This window comes from Candidatus Accumulibacter cognatus (genome assembly GCF_000584975.1).
In the GTDB taxonomy this organism is placed as follows: domain Bacteria; phylum Pseudomonadota; class Gammaproteobacteria; order Burkholderiales; family Rhodocyclaceae; genus Accumulibacter; species Accumulibacter cognatus.
The window spans coordinates 25,189-40,542 of record NZ_JDST02000046.1 but is presented as its reverse complement, the minus strand read 5'-3'; the positions used below and the strand labels follow the sequence as shown (position 1 = coordinate 40,542).

Here is a 15,354-nt window from a genome sequence, read left to right as displayed (position 1 = left end):
ATTTGCGGAGATCACCTAAACACCGTACAGCAGCTGGTGCCGCGCCATCGGATCGAGTCCCTCCCAAATACATACAGTGGAAACTTTGGGGTTGAAGAGTTTCCCCTGCACACCGACTTGGCCCATTGGGCAACTCCTCCGCAGTTCCTCGCGCTTAGATGCGTAACAGGCACAAGCCTCGTTCCTACTCGCATCCTCGACGGGCAGCTCCTAGTTCAGCATTTCGGCCCTAAGTTCTTGCGCTCGCTCCTAGTGCAACCACGACGACCCATGCGAAATGGAAAACAACTGCTTCAGCTACTTGAACGAGTTGGGCTAACAGACCGTTTTCAAATCCGGTGGGACAGCATCTATCTCAAAGCGGCGACCAGCAGATCGGCTTCCGGTTTCGAAAAGGTCAAGGATTTCCTAACAAGCTCAGTTGCGTCAGAAGTGCTGCTGTTAGAGCGAGGCGACACATTGATCGTTGACAACTGGCGCTGTCTTCACGGACGAGCATCCGTCGGCACTGCTGCCAGGATGCGTCACATTGATCGAGCATATCTAAGGACTCTCTCATGAGCACAAAGCCTCCCAAGGCAAAGAAGATCATTCACCCGTGGTCTACAGAAGCGCTTCTAGCAAAGGCTCAGCGATACGCAGAAGAAATGCTGTCGCACTCCAGGGACGACTGGCGCTTCGGCCTCACATCGACATTCGTACTCGAATTCTTGGCTCGTGCATCGCTCGCGAACACCAGCCCAGCTCTTCTTGCTGACCCAAAGAGTTGGAGCAATTTGTACTTTTCTCTCGGTCACACGCCGAATACACCCAAGTACATCCCAAAGTCGATAGATATAAGCGAAGTCTTTTCGCGACTGCGCGACATCAACCCAGCATTTACCTCTGAACTCGAGGGCTTCGCAGCCAAGCACATTAGCCTTAGAAACGAAGAGCTTCATGCAGGAGGTACACCTTTCGACGGTCTAAGCACGAGCTGGTTGGCAAAGTTCTACGAGACATGCACAGTGCTTCTGGCTTCGATCGGCGAAGAACTTGATGTCCTGCTCGGAGACGAAGAGTCTCAGATTGCCGTCCAGTTGATTGCAGCATCTAAAGACGAGTCCGCCAAAGCAGTCGCGAAAGCCATTTCGGCACACAAGACCGTATGGGAAACGAAAGACTCAGCCGAAAAGGAAAGCCTTAAGAAGAAGGCATCAGCCTGGGCAACTCGGCAGGCTGGTCATCGGGTTATATGTCCCTCGTGCGGCAGCGAGGCACTTGTCACTGGTGGCCCGATTTCAGGCCCAATTCGCAAGCTGGACGGGGACCTAATCATCGAAGCGCAAGAGTACTTGCCCTCCAAATTTGAGTGCATCGCTTGCCAGTTGAAGATTGCTGGTCTGTCGCAACTAAGTGCCAGCGGCCTCGGAGCAACGTACAAGTCAACTTCAACCTACGAAGCCGCTGAGTACTACGCGCCTGAGGACGAGCATCCTGGGTTCGATGACGACAACAACGAGTATTGAGCGCCTGACTTCTAACCCTTCCATCGAGAGGACGTCACAAGGGCTGCGCCCTTGCGCCGCCTCCCATGTCAAACGTTATGCCTCACCGGTCAGTCTCCATGCTTAACGAGTTCGCGAACTATCTGAGCGCTCAATTGAGCAGCGAGTTTCAAAAGAAGTTGCTTGCTGCTTCTATCAAGAGTTTGGAGGACACGTCCAACCCTCTTTCCTTCAACAACTTTTGTTCTGGATATCGCGAACTTGTTCGGCACGTATTGAGCGATCTGGCCCCGGATGCTGAAATAAAAGCCTGCACTTGGTATGTACCCGACCCAACATCCAGAACCGGCATCACCCGCGCTCACGCTATAACCTACGTTCTGCAGGGCGGTTTACCAAGTGACTACGTAACCGGCACCCTAGAGATTGATGTATTGGAGGAGAAAAAGGAGCTCATCAGCGCGATCAACAAACTAAATATGTACACGCACGTGAACGAAGGTACGTTTGGTATTGATGCATCTCGCGCTTCCGCAGAAGCTGCGCTTGCTATTGATTCGTTGTCTAGCGTTCTTGGGCTTGCGAACGACTGCCGTGCTCAGTTAGCTCGAGCGCTAGAAGCCCAGATTCACGATGAGGTCGTGGCACTCGCAATTGGCGAAACCATCGGCGCGATTGATGAGTTGGCGACACACCATTGCGTCGATGAGATCGATATGGAAGAGGTAACCGTCACAAAGGTTGGCAGCGAATTTATTCACCTGCGTGCATCTGGCACCATCGGAGTAGAACTTCAATGGGGTTCCAACAGCGACCTACGCCGTGGGGAAGGTGCCACGGGAAATGACTCTTTTCCTTTCAGTTGCGAACTGCAAAGTCACGTGGAAGATCCAGCCGAATTGGAGGCCATCGAAGACACTCTTTGCGTTGACACAAGCTCCTGGTGGGAGGGTTACTACGATGAGCCATAACCCTGCGCTCGACCGCGCTCCCTTCGATCGCTGGACGCTGCGCGATAAAGCCGCGCAGCGCCGGTCAGCTCCACGTTATACGATGAGCATCCAATGACACGCATCGCAGCAGCTAGAGTCGGCACAGTGCTGACTGTCAAAGGGCGTCCTATCCCTTTTTCATTCCATCCTGTAGTCAGAACGACCCGTCGCTATGGATTGCAATCGCGAATCTTCTCAACGAACCCGTGGGGAATAATCAGACAAAGCGTCGGATGAGCTCGCCGTTCTTCAACTTCGCCCAGCCCAGCTCAAAGGCTGTTTCGACCAAGTGCTCGGTGAGCGAATGCCGTAGCGGTGCAGGCGTTCCTTGGTCGAACAAGACTCGCATTCACGCAACCGCCAACGCGCTTCGCGCTGCATGTTCGAGCACGGTACGCGCTTGCTCCATGCTGACCCCGGGGAACCACTCGACAAATTGGGGGACTGAAGCGCCGTCCTCAAGATTCTCGAACAGAGCGGCTACCGGCACTCGAGTGCCACGGAAGAGCCATGCACCGCTGAAGCGTGCCGGGTCTCGCTCCACTGCAGGACAGGTAGACCAGTCGATCATGACCGCAATCGTAGCACCGATGGGCGCTGCTGATACCCGCTGATGCAGAGTTGCCGTGGCGACAGTGTGGCGACGGAGGCCCTGACTGTTTCGCTCGTGGCTTCCTGGAGGATGAGTGGCGCGAGGAAGCTAGGGCGTGTCATCAATTGCTGGGTCATCCGCGTTGAGCGCTGCCGAGCCGGCGAAGGATGGAGCGATGAAACAGCGACACGCACTGAGAGACGACCCATGGGACCGCATCCAGGATCGGCTGCCTGGACGTGCTGAGCACGTGGGGGTCACTGCCGCAGACAAGCGCCTGTTTGTGGAAGCCGTGCGGTACCGATATCGAACCGGCATCCCGTGGCGCGCCCTGCCCGAACGTTTCGGGGATTTCCGCGTGGTGCACCTCCGGTTCTCTCGCGGGAGCCAGTCGGGGGTGTGGAAGCGCGTGTTTAGCGGATGGGCGGAAGAGGCGGACAACGAGTGGGTCAGGATGGATTCTTCCCTCGTTCGTGCTCACCCGCACCGTGCCGGTGCCCTCAGGAAGGGGCCTGAAGTAGGCCAGGCCATCGGACGTCGCCGCGGTGGACTGAGCACGAAGATCCACGCCACGGTGGACGCTCTGGGCAATCCGGCCGGGTTTCCCCTCCCCCCCGGCCAAACCCACGACTTCGTCGGCGCCGATGTCTGGCTGCCGAACTCCCCGGCGGATGCCGTCCTGGCGGAGCAAGCCGATGACGCGCAAAAGCGGCTGATTGAGCCGTTGGAAAACGCGGGCAAACCGATCGTGATCCCTTCACGCCGCACCTACCTGATCCAGCGCCCCTTGGACAGGCACCTGTATTTGGCGCGCCATCTGATCGAAAACTTTTTTCGCCAAGCTCAAGCAGTTCCGTGCCATCGCCACCCGTTACGACAAAACTGCTCGCAATTTCCTCGGCGCCATTCATTGGGCGGCCTCCCTCGTCTGGCTCAATTGATGACACGCCCTAGCCCGGGGTCAGGCCGATCCAGGCGGCGACCTGGCGACCGTTCTGGAAGTCATGCCCGTTGCCGATACTGCTCAGAAGCGCGCCGGCGGTCACCGGAGCGAGGCCCTGCAGCGTCATCAGGCGCCTGCTGCGCGCGTCTTCGCATGCCGCTTGGGCGATGAGCCGGTCGTATTCTTCGATCCTCTGGTCGAGTGGGCCGGCGTGCGCCAGCAGATCGCCGACACACTGCCTGGAATGGCCCGGCACAGGCCTTCGAGATGGGCGCCGATCTGGCGACGAAGGCAGGCGACCTTCTGTGGCAGGACGATGCCGAGTTCGGCGATCAGCCCGCGCAGCCGATTGTAGGTGGCCGTGCGTTCCTCGACAAAGCCCTGCCGCGTGCGGTGCAGACCCCAGATGATCCGCGGGGATCTTCCTTGACCGGGACGAAGCGCCTGTGTGGTCGCCGGACGGCTTCACAGGTGGCGGCGGCATCGGCGGCGTCGTGCTGGCCACGCTTGCCGCTCATCCGGTAGGGGGCGACAAACTTCGACGCCATCAACTTCACCGTGTGGCCGAACTGGCGGAATTGCCGTGCCCAGTGGTGCGCGCCCGAACGCGCTTCCATCCCGGTCACGCACGGCGGCAATTGCGCCACCAGCTCCAGCAATTTGTCGCGAGGAACCTTCGGTTTGACGAGAACGGCCTTGCCGTTCTCATCGACGCCATAGACGGCAAACACATTCTTGGCAAGATCAATGCCAACCGTTACGATGCGCATGGACTTCCCCTTTCGTGGTTTTGAAATGGCTGACGCTACCCGCTCCATTTCGGCACTTCGTTGCCGCTCGCGGCTTCCACCGCACCCTCGGGACGGGGAAGTCCCTTTCATTCGTTCGGCGTCATCGGCATGGTAGCCACGATAACCCGACATCTTGGCCCTGCGTAGCATTCGACTGTGAAACCTTCGCAAAGGGAGCCCCGAATGAGGAGCGGCAAGGTAATCCATATAGGCGCAATGTTCGTCACGATGTTCCTGACAGCATTGCCAGCGCTTGCACAAGGTCGCAGCGATGTATCGGACGATCCCGCAGCATCGGACGCGTCGTTTCCAATGTGGGCCTATCCCTGGGATCCGAAGGTGAAGTTGCCTCCCGGCGATCATGTGCCGCGGAGTGTCCCAGGCAGTTCGGCTACTTTCTCAATGGCACAGGCGCAAGACCTGTATTTCGCACCCGACTGGCACCCGGATGACCATCCTCCCATGCCCGAAATTGTGGCGCGAGGTAGAAAGCCCGAAGTGCGTGCCTGTGGGTCCTGTCACCGCGCGGAGGGAACGGGTGGGCCTGAAAACGCGAGCCTCGCGGGTTTGCCAGCTCCCTACATCGTGCAGCAGGTCGCGAACTTCAAGAGTGGAGCGAGGAAAGCGTCAGGCCCAGCGAGAGGCCCAGTAAATTTGATGCTGCAAAACGCGAAGGCGCTCACCGATGCAGAGGTACAGTCCGCAGCCGAATATTTTTCTCGGTTGAAGCCTAAGGCACTGATCAAGGTGGTTGAAACTGATCTTGTGCCGATGGTCCGTCTGAATCGAAATCACTATGTCGCTTTGAAATCTGTCGACAAAGAGCCGATCGGACTGCGTATCGTCGAGGTACCGGCAGATGCGGAGCGATTTGAACTTCGTGATGCACGTTCTCCATTCATCGCGTATGTCCCGACTGGTAGTATCGGCAGAGGGGAAGCCTTGGCGAAGACGGGTGGTAGCGGCACGACCGTCCCGTGCGCGACGTGTCACGGCTCTGACCTCAAAGGCGTTGGACCAATACCTTCAATTGCCGGCCGGTCGCCCAGTTACCTGGTCCGGCAGCTCTATGACTTCAAGCAAGGCGCGCGTGCGGGTAGTCTGAGCCCCCTTATGAGGCCCACTGTTGAGAAGTTGGCCGTCGAAGACATGGTGGCCCTTGCGGCATATCTGGCGTCGCTGGCCCCGTGAAGATTCGCGTCGCGGGACCTATGGCAATCTCGAGGGGCGTAGTCGACGTGACGACGCCCAACCCCGCAATGAACCCGTTTTCGCGAAGCGTGCTGCGCCCGCCCCGCTCGGCGGGTTATTGCGAGAATTGGGCCTCAGGAGAGTAACGTGACAGAATCGCTACAGAAACTGCTTGTTGAACTCGAACAGTTTGGCTTGAGCAACGATGCCACCATTGCCGATCGGCCTCAGCGGATGCTTAACATTACCCGAGACACTGGAGAATTTCTTTCGGTGCTGGTGCGTTCCATGAATGCTCAACGTGTCCTTGAGATAGGAACGTCTAACGGTTACTCAACCCTTTGGCTAGCCTTTGCAGCCAGGGCGGTGAAAGGACACGTTACCACCGTTGAGCTATCTGATTTCAAGCTTTCCCTCGCAGCGAAGAACTTCGAGCGATCCGGCCTTGCTCCGTTCATTACCCAGGTTAAGGGTGAAGCCGGTGCCATGCTTAGGGGCGCTTCCGAATCGAGCTTCGATGTTGTTTTTCTCGATTCCGAGCGCTCTGAGTATCTGGGATGGTGGCCCGACATCAAGCGAGTTCTTCGGAAGGGAGGACTTCTTGTCGTCGATAATGCCACATCCCATTCTGCCGAGATGGGGCCCTTTGTCGAAACGGTTTCAGCAGATGCCGACTTCACCACATGTACTGTGCCGGTCGGAAATGGTGAGTTTTTGGCTACTCAGGTTTCTCCATAGCCTGTCTAGCCGGCACTATGTCTCTGTTGTTTTCGATGCTTGATGAGCAGCAGATAAAAAAGCGCAGACCAGTGTGGGTGGTCCTCTCCGAGCTTTGGCTAGACACCGAGCTGGCTACCGAGGACCTGGAGCGCATCGCTCGTGTCATGGCGGACTCTGGCCTCACTATCCAGGAGTTGCGGCAGGTTTATCTTGTCGAGGTTGCACCAGTTGTCTCACCCAATTTGCTCACTGTTGCCGGAGAGTGGGCAGGATTCGACGAGGAGTGGTTGTGCTCGCAGATTGTCTGCAACCTGCGTGAGCGACCACGACGCACGAGATTTTGGTCGTGGTTTCCGCTTACGCGTGGGCCGATGCTCTACGCGACCGAGCGACACTGGACGAGCCTGGTCGAGTTCGTTCACAGATTGAGAGATGACGACCGTGCCGCCTAGCCATGCGCTGTAGCGAACGGCAGCGGGCCATCGCAGTTGCAATCGGCGCGCCTCGTGGCCGCCGTCGCCGAACTCGGGTCGTTAGGCCGCACACTACATGCCCGAGCACAGCCTTCGCTTCGGCGGTGAATGTCAAGATAGTTGTCGCGTGAACTCATGCTGCCATTGGCACACTTTTTCCACTGGTCGAAGGGTCCGGTTTGGCAGGATTCCGGTCGGGGTTGAGAGTGACGCAGCCGGCAGGAGTCCAGTTGCGAGTATGGCCGCTCCATCGAGCGGGATTGGCGTTGCACGCGGCTTGGTAGAGCTGCTGGCGGCGATTTCAGAGGACGAGGAGCAGCGGCGGCATGCGCCTCGCGCGCCGGGAGTGGTGTTGCTGGGCTGCGAAAATTTTGCAGGGCCGACTAAACAAGCTACTCTTGTCAGCGGGGGCAACCCCTCGTGTATCGTTTGCCCCCATTACTGGCTTCGTAGATTAAGCAGGAAGTCACAGGCCCCCCCTCGCGATGAACCTGCCAAAGGCTAATACCACCACCAGACAAAAAGACAATTTCTCCCGAGATATATGGCCGAGGATCAAGATCAAACCACTTGTACTGATTATCAACAAGATCGGATAAGTCAAAGGGAATCACCAGGACCTCGCCCTCGCCGGTGCGCAGTCTCAACTCGGCCAGACCCGGATTCTTTCGCCTAAAGGTACCGAACATGATAGCGATGCGTTTCAGCGCAGATGGCCCATACATTTGTTTTTGATCAAGGCTCAACGCCAATGATCCACCGCTTGTCGCAGGCAGGCTGGCTCGCATCTCAAACTTCGCCATCTCGGGCTGTTCGGCGGAAAGATAATATCTCATCAGCAACAAACTGGTGGTGTTAAATGCAGAGAACAAAAACAAGGCGGCCAGCAAGAGCGGGCCGATAAAAAGACGCGATTCGGCCCGGCTACCTCCCTCAAGCGCATAGGCAACGAGCAGGGCGGGAACCATGAAATAACGACCTTGTACTCCTTTAATGATGCTTGCCGGGTGTACACTCCAGGACACGAGCAACGCAAAGAAAACCAGTAAAGATGCGCCGAGCGCACAACACACCAACAGCAATCTTGCCGGCCATTCCTCCTCGATGTGTTTGAATGAGGTAGAAAAGAGGGCTGTCAGGACAACAAGGGCATAGAGGCCGGTGTAAACATCCTCCGGGAAAGGAGCATCCAGCCAACCGAGAATACCCAGGAAGGATTGCCCATAGAATCTCAACAGTTCCTCATCGGCGAGCGTTGCCAGCAGCACCCTGACAAAAGAAAGAGGGTTCAGCAGATAATGCTGAATTATTCCTGAAACAGGGAAGCCTGTGACGACTCTGATATCAATCGTGGTCTTAAAAGCGACCGTCAGCCACAGCATAATGGAGATCGAGGCTATGCCGCCAGCAATCAGGCCACTCTTCCTTCTGGTAAAAAACACGGTACCAAAAATCAGAAGCACCAATGGCAACAAATGTATTCTGCATGACACGACAACGATCACGCTGGCGGTCAGAACATACAATAACCATGGTTTTGTTAATTCCTTATCAATGGCCATCCGCATGAATACGGAAATGATCAGGATCGCTCCAGCAGTCGATATGCCATCCAGACTAGCCGAAGAGAGCTGAAAGAAACTCATCGGCAGAACGAGCAGTGCGGCCGCCAGAGGAGACGGGCGATGAATCATGAAAGCAATGCTCAGGATCAAGGAAGCGGACGCCAGAACGACAAATCGCGCCAGTCGATAGGACCCATTTACCGAAAGGCCCAGCATCTCTCCGATGATCAGACCCGTGGCCTGCGGGACATAAATCAGTGGGAAATAATATCCGGTACCCGGAGCAGGACTGAACTCCTGGTCCCCCGTCCAGCGGATGTTATTTGCTTCATCGAGTTCGGCGGCCGAAAGTTTTCTATCCGGATCAAACGGCAGACGGCCATAGGCGTTCATGTAGGCTGCCAGACCGGTATCCATCATGCCGCCCGACGATTTTCCTGTGGGCGTATCGAGAATGACCTGGCCTCTCGTCAGAAAATAAGCGCGTTTGACATGATCAAACTCGTCCGGCGACTGGAATGGCGGGATGATCGCGGATAATAAAAAACATGCCAGAAATACCAGGACTGGAAACAGCGGCCATCCGGCATGCGCAGAGAAATGGCACATGCCATTGTTGATGATTCTCATGCCCTGACCGCAACAATGATCCCAATCATGATCAGGGCAACCCCAATGAAATATTGAGCCTGAAAGCGCTCGCCAAAAACAAAGTGGCTGCCAATCGGGACCAGGATGAAGGCGAGCGCCATCAGTGGATAGACTCTCCCGAGTTCTACTTTCTGTAAAATCCAGACCCAAACGACAGAAGTAACTCCATAGATACACATGGCAGCAAGCAGTGCGATGGCCGCTTTCGGTGAAAAAATGGAGCCGCTGGCCGTTATTTCGGCAGCGCTCACCTTGAACAGGATTTGTCCAATCGCCAGGCCCACGACGCAAAGGAGCGCAATCACATATACCGTCATTACCCGCATGTCCGCTTGTTGGCGATTGCATGAAATGCGAAGAATAAATTCAGATCGATCGATGGAACCGGAAATGGCCACCATGCTTCCTTGGCATCATTGAAATAATGACGTAAAAGCGCAACCAGGTTGTGGCAGGAGTTTACATGCTCTCTGGCCATGATATAGTCGTACGGAATTCCCTTCGCCATCGCTTGCTTGCGCGGCCCCAAATGCCTTCCCAAGCGCCACGCCAGTCCGGGATCGGTAGGAATCAGGATCGACAGGACACCGCCAGGCTTGAGAACCCTGAGCCATTCTTTGAGCGCGAGGTGTGGCTGGTAAATGTGTTCCAGGACATGGGTGGCCAGTAGCCTGTCAAAAGTATTATCTGCATAATCCAGATGGCTGCCTGTCTGCGTTGCGTAGCGCAATTTTCCTGCATGCATTCCGGAAAATTTATTCATGGCTACTTCCAGGGTCTTCCGATCCTGATCAGAAAGGATGTACTCATCAAATCTGTGGCGAACGAAGTGAAGGTGTTCGCCAGTTCCTGCACCAACCTCGAGAATGCGACCAAAATATGTCTGCTCATCGAATGCCTTTTCTACGAGCCTGTGACTGGCTCGCATGACCGATGACTGGAGTGGGCTCGAATAGTTTGCATCGTCATAGACTGTTGAGAATCTTTCCCGGTATTCAATCCATTCCTTATCTTCACACTGCATCTTTGTATCCATTTTCATTGGCTCGAAAATGAAAATTTCTTCTTTTTAGATGAATTGGCTTGCTCGGAACCGATCTGATGTCGTAACTCAGGAAGGCCAGGATCAATTGCAAACCGACGATCACCGGCAAGGCCGAAAGCATTACGGTCCCTGCGGAAGCAGCCAGACCCGAGTTGATGGAGGACATCCATTGACAAGCGCCAAAAAAACCTCCAAACAGAAACATGGCTACCCCAAGTGGAAGTTCAATCGAGGCAATCGACATGCCTCTTAGATAATAGCTATAAAAAATTCTTTTCAGAAAATTTCTGAAATGCTTGACGAGAAACTCGCCAATGACCCTGGAGATCTTGAGATTGCTCACTTCATTCCCATATCTGGCGTTCATCGGTATATCCACAACTACGGCATGCAATGTATTGAGCCTGAATAGCATGTCGCTTTCAAAAAAATAACGGCGGCTTATTTTATCCAATGGCAATTGCCGAGCGACATCCCGATGGATCGCGGTATAACCATTGGTCGGGTCAAACAAATCCCAGTACCCGGTCGAAATCTTGCTCAGGAAGGATAGGGCTGCGTTACCAATCAGGCGCATCTTCGGCATTGCCCCAAGTTCTTCGAGATAATAAAAGCGATTTCCCTTGGTGTAATCGGCTTCGCCCTCCAGGATCGGAGAAATAAATCCGGGCATCAATCCTGGGTCCATCTGGCCATCACCATCCAGCTTGACGATCACCTCCATGCCATCATCAATTGCCGCCAGGTAACCTGTGATTACTGCGCCACCCACACCTTGATTTTCATGGTGATGTATGACTACAACACGCTCATCATTGCAGTTCTTTTCCACGAAATCACCGGATCCATCAGGACAGCAATCATCGACCACATAGATTCGGCTGACCTCTGGACCAATTGCGCTGATTACGCCAAGTACGTTGTTCACTACCCTGTAACAGGGTATCACCACTGCAATTCTGGCGTTGATAAGCGCCATATGAGTTCACCCACTTGTGGCGAAATCTTTCCTGCCAAATGGAGAGGATTTCGTTGGACGGCTACAGGAAACCAATGTAGGCCCGAGTCAGAGGTTTCCCGCAAAACAGTGCCAGCATCCCCGCTACTGCCAGATACGGGCCGAAGGGAATCGGTACGCTTCGGCCACGTTTGGTTACCACGATCAGGGTGATGCCGACCACGGCCCCAAGCAGTGACGAGAGCAGAATGGTCAACGGCAGCATTTGCCATCCGAGCCAGGCACCCAGCGCTGCAAGCAGCTTGAAATCACCGTAACCCATGCCTTCCTTGCCGGTTGTCAGCTTGAAAGTCCAGTACACCAACCACAGCGAGAGATAACCAGCGGCCGCACCGATCACTGCCGATGGCAGGTCGACGAAGGTAGCGAACAGATTGAACAGCAAGCCAGTCCAGAGCAAGGGAAGAGTAATCGAGTCCGGCAATAACTGGCTATCCAGATCGATACCGGTCAGTGCGAGCAGGCTCCAAATCAGCAGCATCGCACCGGCCGCAGCCCAACCATAGCCGAAATGAAATGCGGCAAAAGCACACAACAGGCTGCTGGCCATCTCGACCAGCGGGTAACGCAAGGATATCGGCGCATGACAAGCTGAACAGCGACCACGCAGGAATAGCCAGCTCAGGACCGGAACATTCTCAAGGGCAGTAATCGCATGCCCACAGGCCGGGCAACGCGAGCCTGGCCTGACCAGCGAGAACACTTCTCTGTCTGCAGGCTTTTCACCCCTGAGTTCTGCGCAATGGAGGCGCCATTCGCACTCCATCATTATTGGCAAACGATGAATGACGACATTGAGAAAACTGCCGACCAGCAAACCAAGGATGCCAGAGATGAAAATGAACAGTGTCGGTTCCAGTTCGGCAGTCAATGCGGAAAGCATTATCCGACTACTGCCCCGAGTTTGAAGATTGGCAGATACATGGCGATCACCATCCCGCCGATCAATACCCCAAGAACGACCATGATCATCGGTTCCATGAGGCTGGATAGCGCCTCGACCGCGTCGTCCACCTCTGCTTCAAAGAAATCGGCGACCTTGCTGAGCATTGAATCAAGTGCGCCGGATTCCTCGCCAATCGCCACCATCTGATTCACCATGTTCGGAAAGAGTTCGCTGCTCTGCATTGCCGAGGTGAGACTGGTACCGATACTCACCTCGCTCTGGATCTTCCTGGTCGCCACCTTGTAGACATAGTTGCCGGCAGCACCGCCGACCGAGTCGAGCGATTCGACCAGCGGAACGCCCGCCGCGAACATGGTTGCCAGCGTGCGCGTCCAGCGGGCGATGACCGACTTGCGAATGATTTCACCAAAAAGAGGGAGGCGCAGGAACATGCGGTCGAAAGCGATCTGCATCATTTCCGATCGCTTCAATGTGTAAAAAAATGCAAAGATCGAGCCGCCGATGCCCCCGAAGATCGCCCACCACCAGGCAATGACAAAATCCGACATGGCGATCACCATCAGCGTGGGCGCCGGGAGGTCGGCACCGAAACTCTTGAAGACCTCCTTGAAAGCGGGAATCACGAAGATCATGATCACGACCGTAATAATGAAGGCGACGAAAATGATGGCCACCGGATAGAACAGGGCGGACTTGATTTTCGCCTTGATGGCGAGCATTTTTTCCTTGTAGGTGGCGAGTCGATCAAGCAAGGTTTCGAGAATACCCGCCTGCTCTCCGGCAGCCACCAGGTTGCAGTACAAAGGATCGAATTGCAGGGGATACTTCCGGAAGGCTTGCGAGAGCGAACTACCGGTTTCGACATCCGACTTGATATCCAGCAGCAGCTTGCCGACTGACGGATTATCGTGGCCCCGACCGACGATCTCGAAAGTCTGGAGCAGGGGCACCCCGGCTCTCATCATCGTCGCCAGCTGGCGGGTAAACAGCGTGATATCCTTCTCGGAGATCTTCTGCCCGCCCTTGAAGCGTTGCCGAGATATCTTGCTGACCAGAATCCCCTGCCGCCGCAGAGTCGCCTGAACCACGGTCTGACTGGAAGCGCGTTGTTCTCCACGAACGACTTTGCCGAGCCTGTTTTTCCCCTCCCAGAGAAATACATGTTCCTTGACTTCCGTCCCGATCTTCCTGGTGGGTTTTGCTGCGGTCGCCATGGCTACCTCTTTTTCAAACGTTGGTACTGCCGAGAACCTCATCAAGGGAAGTCAGCCCTTGCATGACCTTCAGCAAACCGGAACGACGCAGATCATTGACGCCTTCCTTGCGGGCCTGGATCGCAATATCCAGCTCGGTTCCATTGGCCATGATGATGCGCTGAATCGCTTCCGTCACCGGCATGACTTCGTAGAGGCCGACCCGTCCCTTGTAACCGCTGCCCTTGCAGAGTTCGCATTCTCCCGGGCCGTACAAGGTCCAGCTTCCATCAAGATCGCTTTCCAGAAAGCCGGCATTGAGCAGTGTCTCGATCGGTGTATCGAGAGGTTTCTTGCAGGTACAAAGCCGACGAACCAGCCGCTGCGCAGTGATCAGCAGAATGCTTGCGGCCAGGTTGAAAGTTGGAATGCCCATGTTCATCAGACGGGTCAGGGTTGCCGGAGCATCATTGGTATGCAGGGTCGACAGGACCATGTGCCCGGTTTGCGCCGCCTTGATCGCGATCTCAGCAGTTTCGACGTCACGAATTTCGCCCACCATGATGATGTCCGGGTCCTGACGGAGAAAAGCCTTGAGAGCTACCGGAAAGCTCAACCCGGCCTTGTCGTCGACGTTCACCTGATTGATTCCCGGCAGTGGGATTTCGGCAGGATCCTCGGCTGTCGAGATATTGACCCCTGGTTTGTTGAGAATATTGAGACAGGTGTACAGCGAGACCGTTTTTCCTGAACCCGTGGGCCCGGTCACCAGGATCATGCCGTAAGGTCGATGGATGGCGTCAAGCAATATCGCTTTCTGCTCGGGCTCATACCCCAGGGCATCAATTCCCATGGTGGCGCTGGCCGGGTCCAGAATCCGCAAGACGATCTTCTCGCCGTACATCGTCGGCAGGGTACTGACCCGGAAGTCGATCGATCGATGCTTCGAGAGCACCAAGCGCATGCGGCCGTCCTGGGGAACACGCTTCTCGGCAATGTTCAGGCGTGAAATCACCTTGATACGGGAAGCAATCTTGTCCTTGATGACCAGAGGCGGAGCGGCAACTTCCCGCAATATGCCGTCAGTGCGAAAGCGGATGCGATAGTTTTTCTCGTAGGGTTCGAAGTGAATGTCCGATGCTCCATCGTTGATGGCGTCGAGCATCATTTTTTGTATGAACCTGACGACCGGAGCATCATCAACTTCAAGATTTGCGACCTCTTCTTTTTCCTGGCTTTGCTCGTCGGTGAACTCGAGATTGAGGTCATCGTTACTGAAACCCTTCAAGGCCTCTTCGGCCGATTCGGATATCTTCGCGACCAGCGGAATGAGCTTGTTTTCCTCAACGATGACCGGGTCGACCGTTAACCCGGTCTGAAAGCGTATCTCGTCAAGCGCACGCAGATTGGTGGGATCAGCGATGGCAACTGCCAATCGATTCCCGCGCTTGTGCAATGGTACGACTTGGTGGGCCGTGATCAGCTTTCGATCAATTGCATTTCTCTGAATGTTCGAGTCGTCAAAGGCGGCCAAGTCGAGCAACGGAAAACCGAACTTGTCTGACGAAAAACGTGCCAATTCGAGAAAGCTTGCCTTCTTCGCGGCCACCAGTTGTTCGATTAGCGAAGTCTTCTTGGCAATGGCTTGCTCAAGCAGAGACTCTGCCTCTGCTTCCTTGAGTCGGCCCGCTTGTACAAGCGCACGGGCAAGCCCGTTCAGCTGGGATTGTTGCGGATTGGCTGCCATTATTCGCGATAGGACTTTACAAGATAGGACTGTACAAGG

The 15,354-nt window shown here is 55.3% G+C and carries 14 protein-coding genes and 1 pseudogene; 6 read left to right on the top strand and 9 right to left on the bottom strand.

The window, feature by feature from the left end:
- Positions 1-557 precede the first annotated feature (557 nt).
- Complete coding sequence (locus AW06_RS09240) at positions 558-1,508, top strand: hypothetical protein (RefSeq protein ID WP_273704552.1); 951 nt, start codon at positions 558-560, stop codon at positions 1,506-1,508.
- A 98-nt stretch (positions 1,509-1,606) separates the two neighbouring features.
- Complete coding sequence (locus tag AW06_RS09235) at positions 1,607-2,458, top strand: hypothetical protein (protein ID WP_273704551.1); 852 nt, start codon at positions 1,607-1,609, stop codon at positions 2,456-2,458.
- A 370-nt stretch (positions 2,459-2,828) separates the two neighbouring features.
- Here AW06_RS09235 and AW06_RS09230 read toward each other — a convergent pair whose 3' ends face one another.
- Positions 2,829-3,050, bottom strand: a complete 222-nt coding sequence (locus tag AW06_RS09230) for a DUF433 domain-containing protein (protein ID WP_034949018.1) — start codon at positions 3,048-3,050, stop codon at positions 2,829-2,831.
- Positions 3,051-3,246: 196 nt separating this feature from the next.
- On the opposite strand from AW06_RS09230, the gene AW06_RS20285 reads away from it, so the two are divergent.
- A protein-coding gene (locus AW06_RS20285) for an IS5 family transposase (RefSeq protein ID WP_273704550.1) occupies positions 3,247-4,012 on the top strand; the annotation gives its coding sequence in 2 pieces (ribosomal slippage) (positions 3,247-3,900 and positions 3,902-4,012; 765 coding nt in all).
- Positions 4,013-4,024: 12 nt separating this feature from the next.
- Here AW06_RS20285 and AW06_RS09220 read toward each other — a convergent pair.
- Positions 4,025-4,784 (bottom strand): annotated as a pseudogene (locus tag AW06_RS09220) (IS110 family transposase); the annotation flags it as partial.
- 204 nt (positions 4,785-4,988) lie between these two features.
- Between AW06_RS09220 and AW06_RS09215 the strand changes: the two are divergent.
- The 3 genes from AW06_RS09215 (at position 4,989) to AW06_RS09205 (ending at position 7,168) form a co-directional block, all read left to right on the top strand.
- On the top strand, positions 4,989-5,996 hold the full coding sequence (locus AW06_RS09215; protein WP_273704549.1) for a c-type cytochrome: 1,008 nt from the start codon (positions 4,989-4,991) through the stop codon (positions 5,994-5,996).
- Positions 5,997-6,143: 147 nt separating this feature from the next.
- Complete coding sequence (locus AW06_RS09210; RefSeq protein ID WP_034949013.1) at positions 6,144-6,734, top strand: class I SAM-dependent methyltransferase; 591 nt, start codon at positions 6,144-6,146, stop codon at positions 6,732-6,734.
- A 17-nt stretch (positions 6,735-6,751) separates the two neighbouring features.
- Complete coding sequence (locus AW06_RS09205) at positions 6,752-7,168, top strand: hypothetical protein (RefSeq protein ID WP_273704548.1); 417 nt, start codon at positions 6,752-6,754, stop codon at positions 7,166-7,168.
- 422 nt (positions 7,169-7,590) lie between these two features.
- Here the strand turns inward: AW06_RS09205 and AW06_RS09200 are convergent, their stop codons facing one another.
- The 7 genes from AW06_RS09200 to pilB form a co-directional block, all read right to left on the bottom strand.
- Entirely contained in the window at positions 7,591-9,384 is a 1,794-nt protein-coding gene (locus tag AW06_RS09200; protein WP_273704547.1) for a DUF2142 domain-containing protein, read from the bottom strand.
- Entirely contained in the window at positions 9,381-9,722 is a 342-nt protein-coding gene (locus AW06_RS09195) for an EamA family transporter (protein ID WP_034949011.1), read from the bottom strand. The genes AW06_RS09200 and AW06_RS09195 overlap by 4 nt, the downstream gene beginning before the upstream one ends.
- Positions 9,722-10,447 (bottom strand): class I SAM-dependent methyltransferase, encoded by a 726-nt coding sequence (locus AW06_RS09190; RefSeq protein WP_034949009.1) that lies wholly within the window; start codon positions 10,445-10,447, stop codon positions 9,722-9,724. Before AW06_RS09190 ends, AW06_RS09195 begins: the two co-directional genes overlap by 1 nt.
- Positions 10,419-11,429, bottom strand: a complete 1,011-nt coding sequence (locus tag AW06_RS09185; RefSeq protein ID WP_034949007.1) for a glycosyltransferase family 2 protein — start codon at positions 11,427-11,429, stop codon at positions 10,419-10,421. The genes AW06_RS09190 and AW06_RS09185 overlap by 29 nt, the downstream gene beginning before the upstream one ends.
- 61 nt (positions 11,430-11,490) lie before the next feature.
- Positions 11,491-12,351, bottom strand: coding sequence for an A24 family peptidase (locus AW06_RS09180; protein WP_034949005.1), 861 nt, complete (start codon positions 12,349-12,351; stop codon positions 11,491-11,493).
- Positions 12,351-13,589 (bottom strand): type II secretion system F family protein, encoded by a 1,239-nt coding sequence (locus AW06_RS09175; protein WP_034949003.1) that lies wholly within the window; start codon positions 13,587-13,589, stop codon positions 12,351-12,353. Before AW06_RS09175 ends, AW06_RS09180 begins: the two co-directional genes overlap by 1 nt.
- Positions 13,590-13,602: 13 nt before the next feature.
- Positions 13,603-15,315 carry a type IV-A pilus assembly ATPase PilB gene (gene pilB / locus AW06_RS09170; RefSeq protein ID WP_034949001.1) on the bottom strand — a complete coding sequence of 571 codons (1,713 nt, stop codon included), beginning with the start codon at positions 15,313-15,315 and terminating at the stop codon, positions 13,603-13,605.
- Positions 15,316-15,354: the final 39 nt, after the last annotated feature.

What these genes read in the sequence shown, in the direction of transcription:
- AW06_RS09240 (WP_273704552.1), top strand. Translation starts at nt 558, where the DNA reads ATGAGCACAAAGCCTCCCAAGGCAAAGAAGATCATTCACCCGTGGTCT.
- AW06_RS09235 (WP_273704551.1), top strand. Translation starts at nt 1,607, where the DNA reads ATGCTTAACGAGTTCGCGAACTATCTGAGCGCTCAATTGAGCAGCGAG.
- AW06_RS09230 (WP_034949018.1), bottom strand. Translation starts at nt 3,050, where the DNA reads ATGATCGACTGGTCTACCTGTCCTGCAGTGGAGCGAGACCCGGCACGC.
- AW06_RS09215 (WP_273704549.1), top strand. Translation starts at nt 4,989, where the DNA reads ATGAGGAGCGGCAAGGTAATCCATATAGGCGCAATGTTCGTCACGATG.
- AW06_RS09205 (WP_273704548.1), top strand. Translation starts at nt 6,752, where the DNA reads ATGTCTCTGTTGTTTTCGATGCTTGATGAGCAGCAGATAAAAAAGCGC.
- AW06_RS09200 (WP_273704547.1), bottom strand. Translation starts at nt 9,384, where the DNA reads ATGAGAATCATCAACAATGGCATGTGCCATTTCTCTGCGCATGCCGGA.
- AW06_RS09195 (WP_034949011.1), bottom strand. Translation starts at nt 9,722, where the DNA reads ATGACGGTATATGTGATTGCGCTCCTTTGCGTCGTGGGCCTGGCGATT.
- AW06_RS09190 (WP_034949009.1), bottom strand. Translation starts at nt 10,447, where the DNA reads ATGAAAATGGATACAAAGATGCAGTGTGAAGATAAGGAATGGATTGAA.
- AW06_RS09185 (WP_034949007.1), bottom strand. Translation starts at nt 11,429, where the DNA reads ATGGCGCTTATCAACGCCAGAATTGCAGTGGTGATACCCTGTTACAGG.
- AW06_RS09180 (WP_034949005.1), bottom strand. Translation starts at nt 12,351, where the DNA reads ATGCTTTCCGCATTGACTGCCGAACTGGAACCGACACTGTTCATTTTC.
- AW06_RS09175 (WP_034949003.1), bottom strand. Translation starts at nt 13,589, where the DNA reads ATGGCGACCGCAGCAAAACCCACCAGGAAGATCGGGACGGAAGTCAAG.
- pilB (WP_034949001.1), bottom strand. Translation starts at nt 15,315, where the DNA reads ATGGCAGCCAATCCGCAACAATCCCAGCTGAACGGGCTTGCCCGTGCG.